This is a genomic window from Nonomuraea deserti, from assembly GCF_004348685.1.
Lineage (GTDB): Bacteria > Actinomycetota > Actinomycetes > Streptosporangiales > Streptosporangiaceae > Nonomuraea > Nonomuraea deserti.
This window is the reverse complement of the sequence record NZ_SMKO01000017.1, coordinates 11,911-25,366: the sequence shown is the minus strand read 5'-3', so window position 1 is coordinate 25,366 and position 13,456 is coordinate 11,911. Positions and strand designations below refer to the sequence as shown.

At 69.2% G+C, this 13,456-nt stretch carries 16 protein-coding genes; 7 read left to right on the top strand and 9 right to left on the bottom strand.

Going from position 1 to position 13,456, the window contains the following annotated elements; genetic code table 11:
• Positions 1–3: 3 nt before the first annotated feature.
• From E1292_RS09895 to E1292_RS52215, 7 genes are all read right to left on the bottom strand, one after another.
• Positions 4–246: a gas vesicle protein GvpG gene (locus tag E1292_RS09895; protein WP_132594275.1), complete on the bottom strand. Its 243-nt coding sequence runs from the start codon at positions 244–246 to the stop codon at positions 4–6.
• Positions 246–1,064, bottom strand: a complete 819-nt coding sequence (locus tag E1292_RS09890) for a GvpL/GvpF family gas vesicle protein (protein ID WP_132594273.1) — start codon at positions 1,062–1,064, stop codon at positions 246–248. Before E1292_RS09890 ends, E1292_RS09895 begins: the two co-directional genes overlap by 1 nt.
• A 1-nt stretch (position 1,065) precedes the next feature.
• Positions 1,066–1,473, bottom strand: a complete 408-nt coding sequence (gene gvpJ, locus E1292_RS09885; protein WP_132594271.1) for a gas vesicle protein GvpJ — start codon at positions 1,471–1,473, stop codon at positions 1,066–1,068.
• 36 nt (positions 1,474–1,509) lie between these two features.
• Positions 1,510–2,775 carry an SRPBCC family protein gene (locus E1292_RS09880; protein WP_132594269.1) on the bottom strand — a complete coding sequence of 422 codons (1,266 nt, stop codon included), beginning with the start codon at positions 2,773–2,775 and terminating at the stop codon, positions 1,510–1,512.
• Positions 2,776–2,780: 5 nt separating this feature from the next.
• Complete coding sequence (locus E1292_RS09875) at positions 2,781–3,371, bottom strand: hypothetical protein (RefSeq protein WP_132594267.1); 591 nt, start codon at positions 3,369–3,371, stop codon at positions 2,781–2,783.
• A 124-nt stretch (positions 3,372–3,495) separates the two neighbouring features.
• A complete protein-coding gene (locus tag E1292_RS09870) occupies positions 3,496–3,957 on the bottom strand; it encodes an Lrp/AsnC family transcriptional regulator (protein ID WP_132594265.1) in 462 nt (153 codons plus the stop codon).
• A 104-nt stretch (positions 3,958–4,061) separates the two neighbouring features.
• Positions 4,062–4,502 (bottom strand): sensor histidine kinase, encoded by a 441-nt coding sequence (locus E1292_RS52215; protein ID WP_181958208.1) that lies wholly within the window; start codon positions 4,500–4,502, stop codon positions 4,062–4,064.
• Between E1292_RS52215 and E1292_RS09860 the strand changes: the two genes are divergently transcribed.
• The 5 genes from E1292_RS09860 (at position 4,501) to E1292_RS09840 (ending at position 10,167) form a co-directional block, all read left to right on the top strand.
• Positions 4,501–5,004: a hypothetical protein gene (locus E1292_RS09860; RefSeq protein ID WP_165974464.1), complete on the top strand. Its 504-nt coding sequence runs from the start codon at positions 4,501–4,503 to the stop codon at positions 5,002–5,004. The two genes, E1292_RS52215 and E1292_RS09860, sit on opposite strands and share 2 nt — an antisense overlap.
• A 56-nt stretch (positions 5,005–5,060) precedes the next feature.
• Entirely contained in the window at positions 5,061–6,932 is a 1,872-nt protein-coding gene (locus E1292_RS09855) for an acyl-CoA dehydrogenase family protein (protein ID WP_132594263.1), read from the top strand.
• Positions 6,933–7,138: 206 nt separating this feature from the next.
• Positions 7,139–8,392, top strand: a complete 1,254-nt coding sequence (locus E1292_RS09850; RefSeq protein ID WP_132594390.1) for an extracellular solute-binding protein — start codon at positions 7,139–7,141, stop codon at positions 8,390–8,392.
• Between the two features lie 3 nt (positions 8,393–8,395).
• Entirely contained in the window at positions 8,396–9,280 is an 885-nt protein-coding gene (locus tag E1292_RS09845) for a carbohydrate ABC transporter permease (RefSeq protein ID WP_246090031.1), read from the top strand.
• A 74-nt stretch (positions 9,281–9,354) separates the two neighbouring features.
• Positions 9,355–10,167 (top strand): carbohydrate ABC transporter permease, encoded by an 813-nt coding sequence (locus E1292_RS09840; protein WP_132594261.1) that lies wholly within the window; start codon positions 9,355–9,357, stop codon positions 10,165–10,167.
• Positions 10,168–10,204: 37 nt separating this feature from the next.
• Here the strand turns inward: E1292_RS09840 and E1292_RS09835 are convergent, their stop codons facing one another.
• Positions 10,205–10,948, bottom strand: coding sequence for a class I SAM-dependent methyltransferase (locus E1292_RS09835; protein ID WP_132335290.1), 744 nt, complete (start codon positions 10,946–10,948; stop codon positions 10,205–10,207).
• 124 nt (positions 10,949–11,072) lie between these two features.
• Between E1292_RS09835 and E1292_RS09830 the strand changes: the two genes are divergently transcribed.
• Together E1292_RS09830 and E1292_RS09825 are read left to right on the top strand one after the other, a co-directional pair.
• A complete protein-coding gene (locus E1292_RS09830) occupies positions 11,073–11,612 on the top strand; it encodes an RNA polymerase sigma factor (RefSeq protein ID WP_132594259.1) in 540 nt (179 codons plus the stop codon).
• Positions 11,599–12,399, top strand: coding sequence for a hypothetical protein (locus E1292_RS09825; RefSeq protein ID WP_132594257.1), 801 nt, complete (start codon positions 11,599–11,601; stop codon positions 12,397–12,399). The genes E1292_RS09830 and E1292_RS09825 overlap by 14 nt, the downstream gene beginning before the upstream one ends.
• On the opposite strand, the gene E1292_RS09820 is transcribed toward E1292_RS09825, so the two are convergent.
• The gene (locus E1292_RS09820; RefSeq protein ID WP_132594255.1) at positions 12,388–13,413 is read right to left on the bottom strand and encodes an adenosine deaminase; all 1,026 of its coding nucleotides are present in this window, start codon (positions 13,411–13,413) and stop codon (positions 12,388–12,390) included. The two genes, E1292_RS09825 and E1292_RS09820, sit on opposite strands and share 12 nt — an antisense overlap.
• Between the last annotated feature and the right edge of the window lie 43 nt (positions 13,414–13,456).

Here is a 13,456-nt window from a genome sequence, read left to right as displayed (position 1 = left end):
CGATCACCTCCTTCCTTCCCCGGGCGGGCCGGTCAGCCTGGCGAGGATCTCCTCCATGGCCTCGGCAGCCTCCTCCTCCGACATGCGGCCCTCGTTCCTGGCCTCCTCGATCGCCTCCAGCTCCCGCCGTACCACCGCCGGATCGTGCAGCTCCCGGTCGACCTGCTCCTGGATCAGCTCACCCAGCCTGATCACCCCGCGCATCGGGGCGAGCGGCCAGGTGAACAACGAGCTGATCAGCCCCATCAGCCGCCACCGGAGCCCTGCGCGACGATGAAGTCGTACGCGGCCAGCGGCCCGAGCAGGCGCAGCTCGACCCGGCCCGCCCAGCGTTCCGCGATCTTGTCCAGCGCCTGCTCCAGCTCGTCCTCCCGCGCCGTCTCGACGAGGACCGCGAGGTGCACGGCGTCCAGCTCGTGGCTGGGGTCGCGCAGCGAGGTGAGCGTGGAGACGGGGGTGACCGCGTCGAGCACCGCCTGCGTGTCGGCCTCCCGTTTCGCGTTGATGGCCTGATCGACGATCTCGCCGATCTGGATCCGCGCGTCCCTGGTGGCCTCCTCGGGCTGGTCCTTGAGCTGCTCGCGCAGCTCGGCCAGGTCGGGGCGCTCCTCCATGATCTCGGTGAGCACGGCCCGCTCGACGTAGCGGCCCTTGATGACGTACTGTGCCCGGCCCTCCAGCTCGTCGAGCGCCGCGTGGAACTCGTCGTGGTGCGGCGCGAGCAGCTCCTCGACCACCGCCTCCGGGTTCGTCACGACCGCGCCGAAACGTACGGGCAGCACCGGCACCTCGGCGGCGGTGGCGTCCAGCAGCCCCTCGTGGGCCATGAGATCGTCGGGCGTGCCCAGCGGCCGATCCAGCCGCAGCTCGCTGACCAGCGCGGCGATGTCGCCATGCCGGACCACCGTCACCTTCGCCGACGGGCCGCCGACGCCACCGCCGGCGTCGTCGGACACCTCCACGTCCGCCGGGACGATGCCGTAGACGTACGTGCCGACGCGCGTCTCGCTCCGCTGCTCGTCACCGGACGCCTCGCGCCGGCCGGTCGCCTCGGATGTCGCCATCTCAGCCATCCTCCTTCCGCCGGCGGGCCGACTGCCGCTCCGACTTCTCCTCCGGCTCGCCGACCAGGCCTCCCAGCTTGTCGGCCGCGGATTCGAGCACTCCCTGGACCGCGTCCTTGCCCTTGTCGGCGACCATGCCCTGCTTCATGTTCTGCATGAGCTCGGGCAGTCCCTGGCCGCCGGACTCCGACAGGTCCAGCCGGTTCACCGCCTCGGCGTAGCGCAGATAGGTGTCGACGCTGGCGACGACGATTCGCGCGTCAATGGTCAGCAACTCGATGCCGACGAGCGAGACCCTGACGTAGGCGTCGATGACCAGCCCTTTGTCCAGGATGCTGTCGATCACGTCGGCCAGGCCCGTCGCGGTGGGGCGTTGGGCCACCCCACCTGAGGCCGGCTGCACTGTCATATTGCGGCTCCTCGTGGTTCTCGGACGGGGGACGGCTCAGCCGCTGCGGCTCGCCGCCCTGCGGCGTACCGGAGCCCGCCGGGCGCGGGGGCGCTCCTCTTCCTCGGGCTCCTCTTCCTCTTCCTCGTACTCGTCTTCTGGCTCGCCCTTCTCGGGCTCTTCCTCGGGCTCCTCTTCTTCTTCCTCGTACTCGTCTTCTGGCTCGCCCTTCTCGGGCTCTTCCTCGGGCTCCTCTTCTTCTTCCTCGTACTCGTCTTCTGGCTCGCCCTTCTCGGGCTCCTCTTCGGGCTCCTCTTCTTCTTCCTCGTACTCGTCTTCTGGCTCGCCCTCCTCCGGCTCGCCCTCCTCCGGCTCTTCCTCCTCCTGCTCGCCGGCGGACTCCTGCTCCTCCTGGACGGCCGTGTCGTGGTCCTTGACCACCTCGCCGTCGCGGATCTCGCCGCGCCAGCCGCCCTCGGCGATCTCGTCCGGGTGCAGCATGACCTGGGTCATGACATGCCGGGCGAAGTGCTTGAGCTCCAGCCGTACGCGGCGGCCCTGCGCCCGCCAGAGGTTGCCGGTGCCCTCGAAGAAGCCCTTCGGGTGGTATTCGAGGGTGACCATGATCCTGGTGAGGTCGGGGGTGAGCTCGTGGAAGCTCACCGCGCCGTCGACGTACCCCTTCGCGCCCTCCGAGCGCCAGATGACGCGCTCGTCCGGCACCTGTTCGCTGATCGTGGACTTCCACTCGCGGTGCGACCAGAGGATCTGCGCCTTCCAGGTGAGCTTCTCGTCGGACTCCTGGTTGACCGCCTCGACCTTCTTCATGAAGCTCGGGAAGTCCCCGAACTGCGTCCACTGGTTGTAGACCACCCGGATCGGGGCGCCGACGTCGATGGTCTCGACGATGTTGGTGACCTTGAGCTTCTTGCCGCCCTGGCCCTTGCCGCCCTTGCCCAGCTTGCCTACCACGCCCTTGAGGGCGCCCTTGGCCGCGCCGGCCACGGCGGAACCGCCGATCGACTTGTCGGAGCCGGTGACCGCGCCGAGCAGGTTGCCGCCGCTGCCCTCCGCGAAGTCGGAGAGCCGTCCGGTCACGCCCTCGACCTTGTTCGTCACGGACGACAGCGCGTAATGCGTCGCGGCCTGGCCGAGCTTGCGTAGCCCGGCCTTGATCGGGTTGCCTCCGCCGGTCGCCTGCTCGCCTGCCTGCTTCGCCTTCCGTCCGACCGCGTCCGCCGTCCTGCCAGGACCTTCGCGTACGGCCTTGCCTGCCTGGCCCGCGGCTTTGCGGACCGGCTGGGCCTTCGTCGCCTCCGTCATCGCTTTCACCCCGCCGTTCTCGTCACGGGCGCGGGACGCTTGCGACCGGCGCCCGGCTTACGGGCACGCGTGCCCTGGGCCAGCGCGCCCTGCTGGGGACGGGCCTTCCGGGCGCGGGGCGGCTCGGGCGCCTCCTCCGGTTCGGAGGTCTCCTGCGCGTCCTCGGGCTCGGAAGCCTCGTCCGCGGGTTCGGAGGCCGCTTCGTCGTCCTCGTACTCGTCTTCGTCGTCTTCGGCGTACTCGTCCCGGGCCTCGTCCCGGGGCTCGCCCTCGTCCTCGGCCTGGTCGCCGCTCTGGAGGGATTCGGTCCGCTCCTGGAGCTTCTCGGTGAGGGAGTTGATCTGCCGGGTGGCGGCGGCCATGACGGCCGCCTTGCCGATGTCCATGACTTGGCCGCGCAGCCGGCTGGTCAGCTCGTCGATCTCCGGTGAGGACCCGAGGATCTTGCCTCCCTGCGCCAGCAGTCCGCCGTCGCCCTTGCGGTATTTACCGGCAACGCTCGCCGCGGCGAGCATGGCGGCCATGCGCAGCTTGTGACGCCGGCCGAGGTAGTAACCCGCGGCGAGAGCCAACGCCACTCTGGCCTTATCACTCATGGCATGCGCTCCTTTGTCCTCTCGGGGTGACCGACACCTGGCCGGACGGTCCCCCCGTGCCCGAGAGAGGGATAAGGAAACGTATATGCATATAAAACGGGCATTTCCCTGACTTAGGGTGGGTTTACGGCGGAGGCAGCGGGGTCGGGATGGTCTTCTGCACCTGCTGGTACACCACCGAAGTGCGGAACCCGACGATCTCCTTGCGCTTGCTCAGGCTGTCCAGCAAGAACGCGTGCAGGTGGTCGAGGTCCTGCACGGCCACGTGCAGCAGGAAGTCATCGCCCCCGGCCAGCACGAACACGCTGAGCACCTCCGGCATGTCGGCGGCCGACGCCTTGAACGCGTTGATCACCGCCCTGCTCAACGGCCGCACCTGCACCGAGACCATGGCCTGGACGCCGCGGTTGAGCGCCGCCGGGTCGATGTCGGCGTGGTAGCCGCGGATGACACCGCGGCGGGTGAGCGCCCTGACCCTCTCCAGGCACGTCGAGGGCGCGATGCCGAGCTTGCGTGCCAATTCCCTGTTGGACTGCCGCGCGTCAGCCTGCAGCAGCCGTACGATCGCCGAATCGAGTTCGTCCATGACCCCGATGGTCGCACGCCGTCCCGGTCAATCGTTCGGCGGAATGGGCAGGCGGCCGAACGTATGCGCGCTCCGAAGCGATCGAGACGGGACGGATGGGGGACTCAGCGCCCCGTGTCGTGCAGCTCCTGCGCGATCCACAACCGTTCCTCGCCGGCCCTGCGCAGCGCCGCCTCCTCGCGGGTCCGCTCCGCCTCGGCCGCCCGGAGCTCGACCTCGCGCAGGTAGGCACGGTGGGTCGCCACCATCTGCCCGATCGCGACGACCGCGGCCAGGAACCCGCCGGTCCACCACACGCCGTCGAACACCGCGTACGCGCCGTGCGGCACCGCGACGGCGAGGTAGAGCGCCGCGTCGAAGGCCACCGCCACGACCACGCTCGCCGGCAGGCGGCCGAGCGCGACCACGGTGTAGACGGCCAGCAGCACGGGCGCGGCGGCGAAAATGCCCGGATAGAGCAGCGCGTAGTAGGCCACGCAGGCCGCCGCCGGGGCCACGGCCACGGTGACCGGACGCGCCCGCCGCCAGGCCAGCGTGGGAGCCATGACGAGAGACGTTTCCATCCCCTTGCCCACGCCCTGGACGCGCCGCCTGCAGGTGCTCACCGCCGCGGCGTCGGCCGTCTTCACCGCGGGCACCGCGCTGCAGAACTTCGTGATCATCGATCTCGAGATGATCGAGCACAGCATGTGCCTGGCCGGGCTGAGCGCCGCCGAGGCGGCCGGCGCGGCCCCCGGCCTGCTGGCGTTCCTGCGCGGCGTGGGAGTCGCGTTCATCGTCGGCAACGCGCTGGCCCTGCTGGCGCCGCGCGGCTGGGCCTGGGTGTTCTGGGTCGTGCTCGCGGTGAACCTGGGTCAGGCCGCGGGGCCGTTCGGGATGATCCCGCCGGAGGTCTATCGGGCCAGCCTGGATCTCTACGGCCCGGCGGGCATCCTGCCGACGGCGGTCACCGATGGCGGGGCGGCGATTCTCGTGATCGTGCTGCTGATCTCCCTGGCGGTGTTCCGCCGCCCCTGGGCGTGTTTGTCGCACAAAAAGGAGCGATAGACGCCCCCAAGCGGGCAGTACTCCTACCACAGGACGGCCCAACGCCGGGAGGTTCCATGACCGAGCACGCCAAGTACGCGGAGTCCAGAGAGGTCGGCGAGCAGGCGCGCGAGACGGAGTGGACGCGGCCCAGCTTCGCCAAGCAGCTCTTCCTCGGAGACTTCCGGCTGGACCTGGTGTATCCGGTGCCCTCCCTGCCCGGCGACGCTGCCAGGCGCGGCGAGGAGTTCGTCCGTGCCATGCGCCGCTTCCTGGACACGGAGGTCGACCCCGCTCTCATCGAGCGGACCGCGCAGGTGCCCGACGAGGTGGTCAAGGGGCTGGCGGAGCTCGGCGCGTTCGGGATGACGATCGGCAAGGAGTACGGCGGGCTGGGGCTGCCGTACCTCTACTACTGCCGCGCGCTCATGCTCGTCGGCTCGTACTGTCCCGCGCTGGCCACGCTGCTGTCGGCGCACCAGTCGATCGGGGTGCCGCAGCCGCTCAAGCTGTTCGGCACCGAGGAGCAGAAGCGCGAGTTCCTGCCGAGGTGCGCCAGGGGCGAGATCTCGGCGTTCCTGCTGACCGAGCCCGACGTCGGCTCCGACCCGGCCCGCCTGTCGACCACCGCCGTCCTTGACGGCGACGACTACGTGCTCGACGGCGTGAAGCTGTGGACGACGAACGGCGTCGTCGCCGACCTTCTCGTGGTCATGGCGAGGACCGGCAAGAAGATCAGCGCGTTCGTGGTCGAGGCCGACTCGCCGGGCATCACGGTCAGGCGGCGCAACGGCTTCATGGGCCTACGCGGCATCGAGAACGGCGTCACCGAGTTCGCCCAGGTCAGGGTGCCTGCCAAGAACCTGATCGGCAAGGAGGGCCAGGGTCTCAAGATCGCGCTCACCACGCTGAACACCGGCCGGCTGTCGTTGCCCGCGACGTGCGCGGGGAACACCAAGTGGGCCGTCAAGATCGCCCGAGAGTGGGGCAACGAGCGCGTGCAGTGGGGGCGCGAGGTCGGCAGGCACGAGGCGGTGGCCACGAAGATCGCCTTCATCGCGGCCACCGCGTACGCGCTCGAAGCCGTCTGCGAGCTCACCAGCCGCATGGCCGACGACCAGCGCAACGACATCAGGATCGAGGCGGCGCTGGCCAAACTGTTCTCCTCCGAGCTGTCGTACCAGGCGCTCGACGAGCTGGTCCAGATGAGGGGCGGGCGCGGCTACGAGACCGCGGAGTCGCTGGCCGCCCGCGGCGAGCGCGGCGTACCAGCCGAGCAGATGTTGCGCGACTCCCGGATCAACCGCATCTTCGAGGGCTCGTCGGAGATCATGCATCTGATGATCACGCGGGAGGCGGTGGATGCCCACCTGTCGGCCGCCGGCGAGCTGATCAACCCTGACGCGTCCCGCCAGGAGCGTGCGCAGGCCCTGCGCCGGGCCAGCCGTTTCTACGCCAAGTGGCTGCCGACGCTGGTGGCCGGCACCGGCAACCTGCCCACCTCGTACGCCGCCTTCGGCCCGCTCTCCGCGCACCTGCGCTTCGTGGAGCGGACCAGCAGGAAGCTGGCACGGTCCACCTTCTACGGCATGTCCCGCTGGCAGGGCGGGCTGGAGCACAAGCAGGCCTTCCTCGGCCGGATCGTGGACATCGGGGCCGAGCTGTTCGCCATGACGGCTGCCTGCGTCAAGGCGGAAGAGGATTCCAAGGACCTGGGGCAGCGCCCGTACGAGCTCGCCGACACCTTCTGCCACCAGGCGCGACGCCGCGTCGACTCGCTGTTCGCCCGGCTCTGGGACAACAGCGACCACCATGACGTGCGGCTGGCCGGATACGTGCTCGACGGGCGCTACGACTTCCTGGAGGAGGGCGTGCTCGACCCGTCCATCGAGGGGCCGTGGATCGGCGCGCCGGAGGGCGGGGAGAACGTACGGAGAAAAATCCTCTGACATCCGGTCTAGACCGGAAGTGAGCTTTCTCGGGTCTGAGTGTTGCCGAACCGATACGAGCCGGTATAGACCGGTTGCTGAACTCAGGCTTACAGTGACGCAAACGCGTAGAGCTGTGGCTCGCGCGCCCCCACCCCTGGGCGGCGTCCGTTGGCTGGTACGGACCAGCGTCACCCGTCCGACGAGAAGGCGGTACTCCAGTGAAGATGAAGCTTGCGGGCGGGGCCGCTCTCGGCCTCGCCACGGTGCTGGTCCTGTCCAGTTGCGGATCCGGCGGCGGCGACGCCCAGTCGTCGGACGACGGCCAGGTGACGCTGAAGATGGTCGCCGCCGACTACGGCGACGGCCCCGGCAAGCCGAACTCGGGCGAGACGTTCTGGAAGGGCGTCGTGGACGAGTTCCAGGCCGCCAACCCCACCATCAAGGTCGACGTCCAGGTCATCAACTGGAACGACATCGACAACCAGGTCGCCACCATGATCCAGAACGGTCAGGTGCCCGACATCCTGCAGACCGGCGACTATTCCGGCTTCGTCAAGGACGGCCTGCTCCACAAGGTCGACGAGGTGCTCTCGCCGAACGTCTCCGGCGACATGCTGCAGAAGTTCGCCGAGTTCGGCAAGGTCGACGGGACGCAGTACGGCATCCCGTTCGTCTCCTCCGCCCGCGCCCTCTTCTACAACAAGGACCTCTTCGAGAAGGCCGGCATCAAGGAGCCTCCGAAGACGTGGGACGAGCTCAAGGCCGCCGCGGGCAAGCTCAAGGAGGCCGGCGTCACGCAGCCGTTCGGCCTGCCGCTCGGCCAGGAGGAGGCCCAGGCCGAGTCGTTCCTGTGGATGCTCGGCAACGGCGGCGGCTACAAGGACGACTCCGGCAAGTGGGCGATCAACTCGCCGCAGAACGTCGAGACCTTCACCTACATGAAGGGCATGGTCGAAGCGGGTCTGACCACCCCCAACCCGGGCACCAAGGACCGCAAGACGGTCTGGGAGGACTTCGGGGCCGGCAAGGTCGGCATGGTCAACGGCGGCCCCATGTCCATCCCGATCTTCGACGCCGCCGGGCTGAAGAGCTACGGCGTCGTACCGATCCCCGGCAAGACCGGCCCGCTCGACACCACGCTCGGCGTCATGGACTGGATCATGGCGTTCAACAAGAACGGCCACGCCGCCGAGATCAAGAAGTTCTTCGACTTCTTCTACACCGGCAACGCCGCCCAGAAGATCTCCGAGACGTACAAACTGCTGCCCGTCACCAACGGCGGCATCGAGAAGTTGTCGGGAGACGAGAAGCTCAAGCCGTTCCTCGACGCGCTGCCGAACGCCAGCTTCTACCCGTTCCAGGACCCCAAGTGGGCCGTGGTGAACCCGGCGATCAAGCAGACCATCGGCGGGGCCGTCAAGGACGACCCGGCCAAGGTCCTCGGTGAGCTCCAGAAGACGGCCGAAGCGGCCGGCTAGCTCATGAGAAGGTTGCGCGCCCTGGAGTCCATCGTGTGGGTCGGCCCCGCGGTGCTGCTCATCGCGATGGTCGTGCTCTGGCCCGTGATCGAGATGATCAGGTCGTCGTTCCTCGAGATCAGCCGGTTCGGCATCGTCCAGGGCGGCAACGGCTTCGCGAACTACGAGAAGCTGTTCGGCGAGAAGGACTTCGCCGACATCATGGTCCGCAGCGTCGTCTGGGTGGTCGCGGTCGTCGTGCTCACCGTGCTGATCTCGCTCGCCCTGGCCCAGCTGTTCAACCAGCACTTCCCGCTGCGCAAGATCGCCCGATGGGCGCTGATCGCGCCCTGGGCCGCGTCGGTGCTGATGACGGCGATCATCTTCAAGTGGATGCTCGACCCCGAGGTCGGCGTGATCAACCAGATCCGCGTGAAGCTCGGGCTGATCGACGCGATGGGCGGAGCGGCGGCCGACCAGCTCGGCGACGCCTCCTCCGCCATGCCGTGGCTGGTGTTCGTCGCGGTGTTCGTGTCGGTGCCGTTCACCACGTACGCGCTGCTGGCCGGCCTGGCGACGATCCCGTCCGACGTCTACGAGGCGGCCACGATGGACGGCGCGGGCCGGCTGCGGACGTACTGGTCGATCACGCTGCCGCTGCTGCGCCCCGCGCTCACCGTGGCGGCCCTGATCAACGTCATGAACGTCTTCAACAGCTTCCCGATCATCTGGGCCATGACCCACGGGCAGCCCGGCTACTCGACGGCCACCTCCACGATCTTCATGTTCATCCTCAAGGGCTCCGACATCGGGGAATCGGCGGCCATGTCCGTGGTCAACTTCGGCATGGTGATCGTCCTGACCGTGATCTTCCTCAAGGTCTCCCGCTGGAACAAGGAGGTCGCGTGATGGCCGTCAACACCATGCCGCCGCGGACCAGGCCCCACTCCCACGTCCGGCCCGCTCGCGGAGCGCCGCGTCGCATGCCGAAGCTGAAGACCGTGATCGTCGCGGCCGCCGCGTACGTCATCTCGTTCCTGTTCCTGTTCCCGTACGTGGTGATGCTGCTCACCTCGCTGCGCTCCCAGGACTCGCTGCGCGAGGTGTCGTTCTGGCCCGAGGAATGGGTGTGGTCCAACCTCACCAACTTCTGGACCAGCGGCCTGGCCGGCAACCTGTGGGTGACGCTGAAGGTGGCCACGGGCTCGACGGTGCTCGTGCTGCTGGTGGCGCTGCCCGCGGCCTACTATTCGGCCCGGCACAGGTTCAGGGGGCGTACGGCGTTCCTGATCCTCGTGCTGATCACCCAGATGTTCCAGCCCACCGCCATGCTGGTCGGCATCTACCGCGAGTTCTACCAGTTCGGGCTGGTCGACTCGATCTGGTCGCTGATCCTCGTCAACGGCGGCTTCAACCTGGCGTTCGCGGTGTGGATCCTGAACGCGTACTTCGCCTCGATCCCGCGCGAGCTGGAGGAGGCGGCGTTCATCGACGGCAACGGGCGCTTCGGCGCGTTGTTCAGGATCACCCTGCCGCTGGCCCTGCCGGGCGTCATCACGGCGCTGATCTTCACGTTCATCGCCGCGTGGAACGAGTTCGTGGCCGCGCTGACCCTCACCACGACCCCGGAGAACCAGCCGTTGACCGTGGCGCTCAACTCGTTCATCGGCCAATATCAGGTCGACTGGCAGAACCTGTTCGCCGGCTCCGTGATCGCCACCATTCCCGTGATCATCCTCTTCGCGCTGATCGAACGGAAGGTGGTCGGCGGGCTGACCGCCGGATCCATCAAGTGACGCGCGGCCCGGCCGCCACCCGCGGCCGGGCTCGCCGTCACTGCTTGGGCTTGGGCACCCGCGCGACGCAGAACACCGTCTGGCCGAACGGCGGGCGGACGAAACGCTCGATGAAGCGGGTCAGCGGGACCACCGTGCGGTCGTAGACCTTGACCAGGCGCGGGTCGGGATAGCCGACGCCGCCCCGGCGCACGGCCGCCCACCAGGCGATGCCGCCCAGGAAGTTGATCGGCTTGAGCACCTCGACGTCGAGCCCGGCCTTGGCGACCGCGGTGCCCAGCGTCTTGGGCGTGTAACGCTGAACGTGACCCACCTTGCGGTCGAAGTCACCATAAAGCTGCATGTAGCCGGGCACCCAGATGATGATCCGCCCGCCCGGCAGCGTCACGCGGGCCAGCGAGCGCAGCGCCTCGGCGTCGTCCTCGATGTGCTCGAGGACGTTCATCATGACGACGGTGTCGACCTTGTTCTCCAGCGGGATGTCGGTGGGCAGCCCGAACCGCAGGACGTCGATCTCGTCACGGCCCGCGAAACGCTTCTCCAGCTGCTCGACGCAGTAGGGGTCGAAGTCGCTCACGACGAGCCGGTCGAGCCGCGGCAGGAACTGCTCGGCGAAGTGGCCGAGCCCGGAGCCGATCTCCAGCATCGAACGCCCGACATGCGGGGCGACCATGTCGAACTCGTACTGCCGATAGTTCTTGGCCTCGTCCCCACCCAGGTGGTTCTCCAGGGCCTCGTCACCGGCCGCCGGTTGTACTACACGGTCATACCCAGAAGACATAATCCCGTTCCTTCTAGGGGCTGATGGATTGCCCGAGTCTAATGCCCCGATCAACGGCCACGGTCACCTGAACAGCGAAACACCCTTCCGCGCGCCGCCCGGATGCGATGGAATCTGACCCGCCATGGACGACGACGAGGCGATCGCGCGCTCGCTCACCGGTGACCTGGCCGCTTACGAAGCGCTGGTCACGCGCTACAGCGCGCTTGCCCACCGTACCGCCGTCATGCTGGGCGCGGGCGACGAAGCGCAGGACGTCGTGCAGGAGGCGTTCGTCAAGGCGTTCCGGCACCTGGGGAGTTTCCGCAGGGACGCGCCGTTCCGCCCGTGGCTGCTGCGCATCGTCGCCAACGAGACGCACACCCTGACCAGGTCGCGGGGGCGCAGGTCCGAGCTGGCGCTGCGGCTCGGGGCGACCGCCGAGACGGCGGCGCCCGACGACCCCGAGGGCGCCGCCGTCGGCGCCGACCGGCGCACGCGGCTCCTCGCGGCCGTACGCGACCTTCCAGAACGGGAACGCCAGGCCGTCGTCTGCCGGTATTTCTTACAGCTGACCGAGGCGGAGACCGCGCAGGTGCTCGGCTTGCCCGTCGGCACCGTCAAGTCCAGCACCCATCGCGGGCTGGCCAGGCTGAGGAAGGGGGTGGGCAATGAACTCGCCTGAGCCGTACGACGACCTCGAGGCCGAACTGCTGGCGCTCGGCGACCTCGTCGACGTCCCCGGCCCGCCTCCCTCCGACGTCGCCGCCGCCGTGCGCGCCCGCCTCGAACCCACCACCCCGAACCCACCTGCCGAACTCCCTCGGAAGGTGCACCGGGAGGCGAAGAAGCGGCGGGGACCCGCGAGACGCGCACGGCGTCCCGCGGGAAGGCGGGCGCGGTGGAAGGTCGTGGCCGCCGTCGTGGTGGCCGTCCTCGCCGTCACCGCCGCCACCCCGCAAGGTCGCGCCGCCGTGACGACGATCCTGCGGCTCGCCGGGATCGAGGTGGAGATCGGCGACACCCCGCCCGAGCCGGTCACCACCCGGACGCCCCTGCCCGCCGAGCGGACGGTGTCCCCGGCCGACCTCCCCGAGCTGGTCGGCTTCGCGGTCAGGACCCCGTCCAGGCTCGGGGAACCGCAGCGCGTCACGGTCGCCGACCAGGGCAGGGTGGTGTCGATGTACTGGCCGGGCGGTGTCCGGCTCGACCAGTTCAGCGGCACGGTGGGGCCGTACTTCTACAAGCAGCTCGGCCCGCCGTGGCCCGACCACGTCATGGTGGGCGCGTACGACGCCTGGTGGCTGCCCGGCGAGCACCCGCTCGGCTACATCAGGCGCCAGGACGGCACTCACGTGCCCCTGCGCCAGGCGGCCTCCACCCTCATCTGGCAGCAGGGGACGCTCAACTACCGGCTGGAAGGCGCCGGCGACGTGGACGAGGCGGTCGCCGTCGCCACGTCACTCGGTTGAGGGCGAGCTCGTCAGCCAGTCGTCCACGCCCTGCAGCAGCTCCTTGCGCACCGCCTCGGGAGCCGTCGACGACCGTACGGACTGCCGCGCCAGCTCGGCCACCTCGGCGTCGCTGAAGCCGTGCACCTCCCTGGCCAGTTCGTACTGGCGCAACAGCCGCGTGCCGAACAACAGCGGGTCGTCGGCTCCCAGGGCGATGGGCACCCCCGCGTCGAACAGCCGGCGCAACGGCACGTCCGAGTCCCGCTCGGCCACCCCGAGCCCCACGTTGGACGAGGGGCAGATCTCGCAGCAGATCTGCCGGTCGGCCAGCCGCTGCATCAGCCACTCGTCCTCGGCCGCCCGCACCCCGTGGCCGACGCGGTCGGCCCCCAGGTCGTCGACGCACTGCGCCACGCTGCGCGGCCCCATCAGCTCGCCGCCGTGCGGCACGGCCAGCAGCCCGCCGCGTTTGGCGATCCTGAACGCCCGCTCGAAGTCGCGCGCCGCCCCCCGCCGCTCGTCGTTGGACAGCCCGAACCCGACCACCTTGCCGGTGTACCGGATGGCGAGCCTGGCCAGCGTGTTCGCGTCGAGCGGGTGCCGGATCCTGTTGGCCGCCACGATCACGGCGATCCCGATCCCGGCGTGCTCGGCCGCCCGATCCGCCGCGTCGAGCATCAGCTCGAGCGTGGCCGTCAGCCCGCCGAAGCGCGGCGCGTAGCCCGACGGGTCGACCTGGATCTCCAGCCACCGCGATCCGGCCGCCACCTCGTCCTCGGCGGTCTCGGCCAGCAGCCGGTAGACGTGCTCCGGCCGGTTGAGCACGGACCGCGCGATGTCGTACAGCCGCTGGAACCTGAACCACCCGCGCTCGTCGGTGGCCCGCAGCTTCGGCGGCCAGTCCTGCTCCAGCGCGTCGGGCAGGTGCAGGCCCTGCTCCCTGGCCAGCTCGATCAGCGTCGAGTGGCGCATCGAGCCGGTGAAGTGCAGGTGGAGATGGGCCTTGGGAAGTGCGTGCAGGGGCCTTGGCATCCGCATATTTTGCCACCGGGGCCGAAAAGATCGCGGCAGGAGT

Bases quoted from the DNA above. Each gene is read 5' to 3' on its own strand.
- E1292_RS09895 (WP_132594275.1), bottom strand. From the start codon at position 246: ATGGGGCTGATCAGCTCGTTGTTCACCTGGCCGCTCGCCCCGATGCGC.
- E1292_RS09890 (WP_132594273.1), bottom strand. From the start codon at position 1,064: ATGGCGACATCCGAGGCGACCGGCCGGCGCGAGGCGTCCGGTGACGAG.
- gvpJ (WP_132594271.1), bottom strand. From the start codon at position 1,473: ATGACAGTGCAGCCGGCCTCAGGTGGGGTGGCCCAACGCCCCACCGCG.
- E1292_RS09880 (WP_132594269.1), bottom strand. From the start codon at position 2,775: ATGACGGAGGCGACGAAGGCCCAGCCGGTCCGCAAAGCCGCGGGCCAG.
- E1292_RS09875 (WP_132594267.1), bottom strand. From the start codon at position 3,371: ATGAGTGATAAGGCCAGAGTGGCGTTGGCTCTCGCCGCGGGTTACTAC.
- E1292_RS09870 (WP_132594265.1), bottom strand. From the start codon at position 3,957: ATGGACGAACTCGATTCGGCGATCGTACGGCTGCTGCAGGCTGACGCG.
- E1292_RS09860 (WP_165974464.1), top strand. From the start codon at position 4,501: ATGACGAGAGACGTTTCCATCCCCTTGCCCACGCCCTGGACGCGCCGC.
- E1292_RS52215 (WP_181958208.1), bottom strand. From the start codon at position 4,502: ATGGCTCCCACGCTGGCCTGGCGGCGGGCGCGTCCGGTCACCGTGGCC.
- E1292_RS09855 (WP_132594263.1), top strand. From the start codon at position 5,061: ATGACCGAGCACGCCAAGTACGCGGAGTCCAGAGAGGTCGGCGAGCAG.
- E1292_RS09850 (WP_132594390.1), top strand. From the start codon at position 7,139: ATGAAGCTTGCGGGCGGGGCCGCTCTCGGCCTCGCCACGGTGCTGGTC.
- E1292_RS09845 (WP_246090031.1), top strand. From the start codon at position 8,396: ATGAGAAGGTTGCGCGCCCTGGAGTCCATCGTGTGGGTCGGCCCCGCG.
- E1292_RS09840 (WP_132594261.1), top strand. From the start codon at position 9,355: ATGCCGAAGCTGAAGACCGTGATCGTCGCGGCCGCCGCGTACGTCATC.
- E1292_RS09835 (WP_132335290.1), bottom strand. From the start codon at position 10,948: ATGTCTTCTGGGTATGACCGTGTAGTACAACCGGCGGCCGGTGACGAG.
- E1292_RS09830 (WP_132594259.1), top strand. From the start codon at position 11,073: ATGGACGACGACGAGGCGATCGCGCGCTCGCTCACCGGTGACCTGGCC.
- E1292_RS09825 (WP_132594257.1), top strand. From the start codon at position 11,599: ATGAACTCGCCTGAGCCGTACGACGACCTCGAGGCCGAACTGCTGGCG.
- E1292_RS09820 (WP_132594255.1), bottom strand. From the start codon at position 13,413: ATGCCAAGGCCCCTGCACGCACTTCCCAAGGCCCATCTCCACCTGCAC.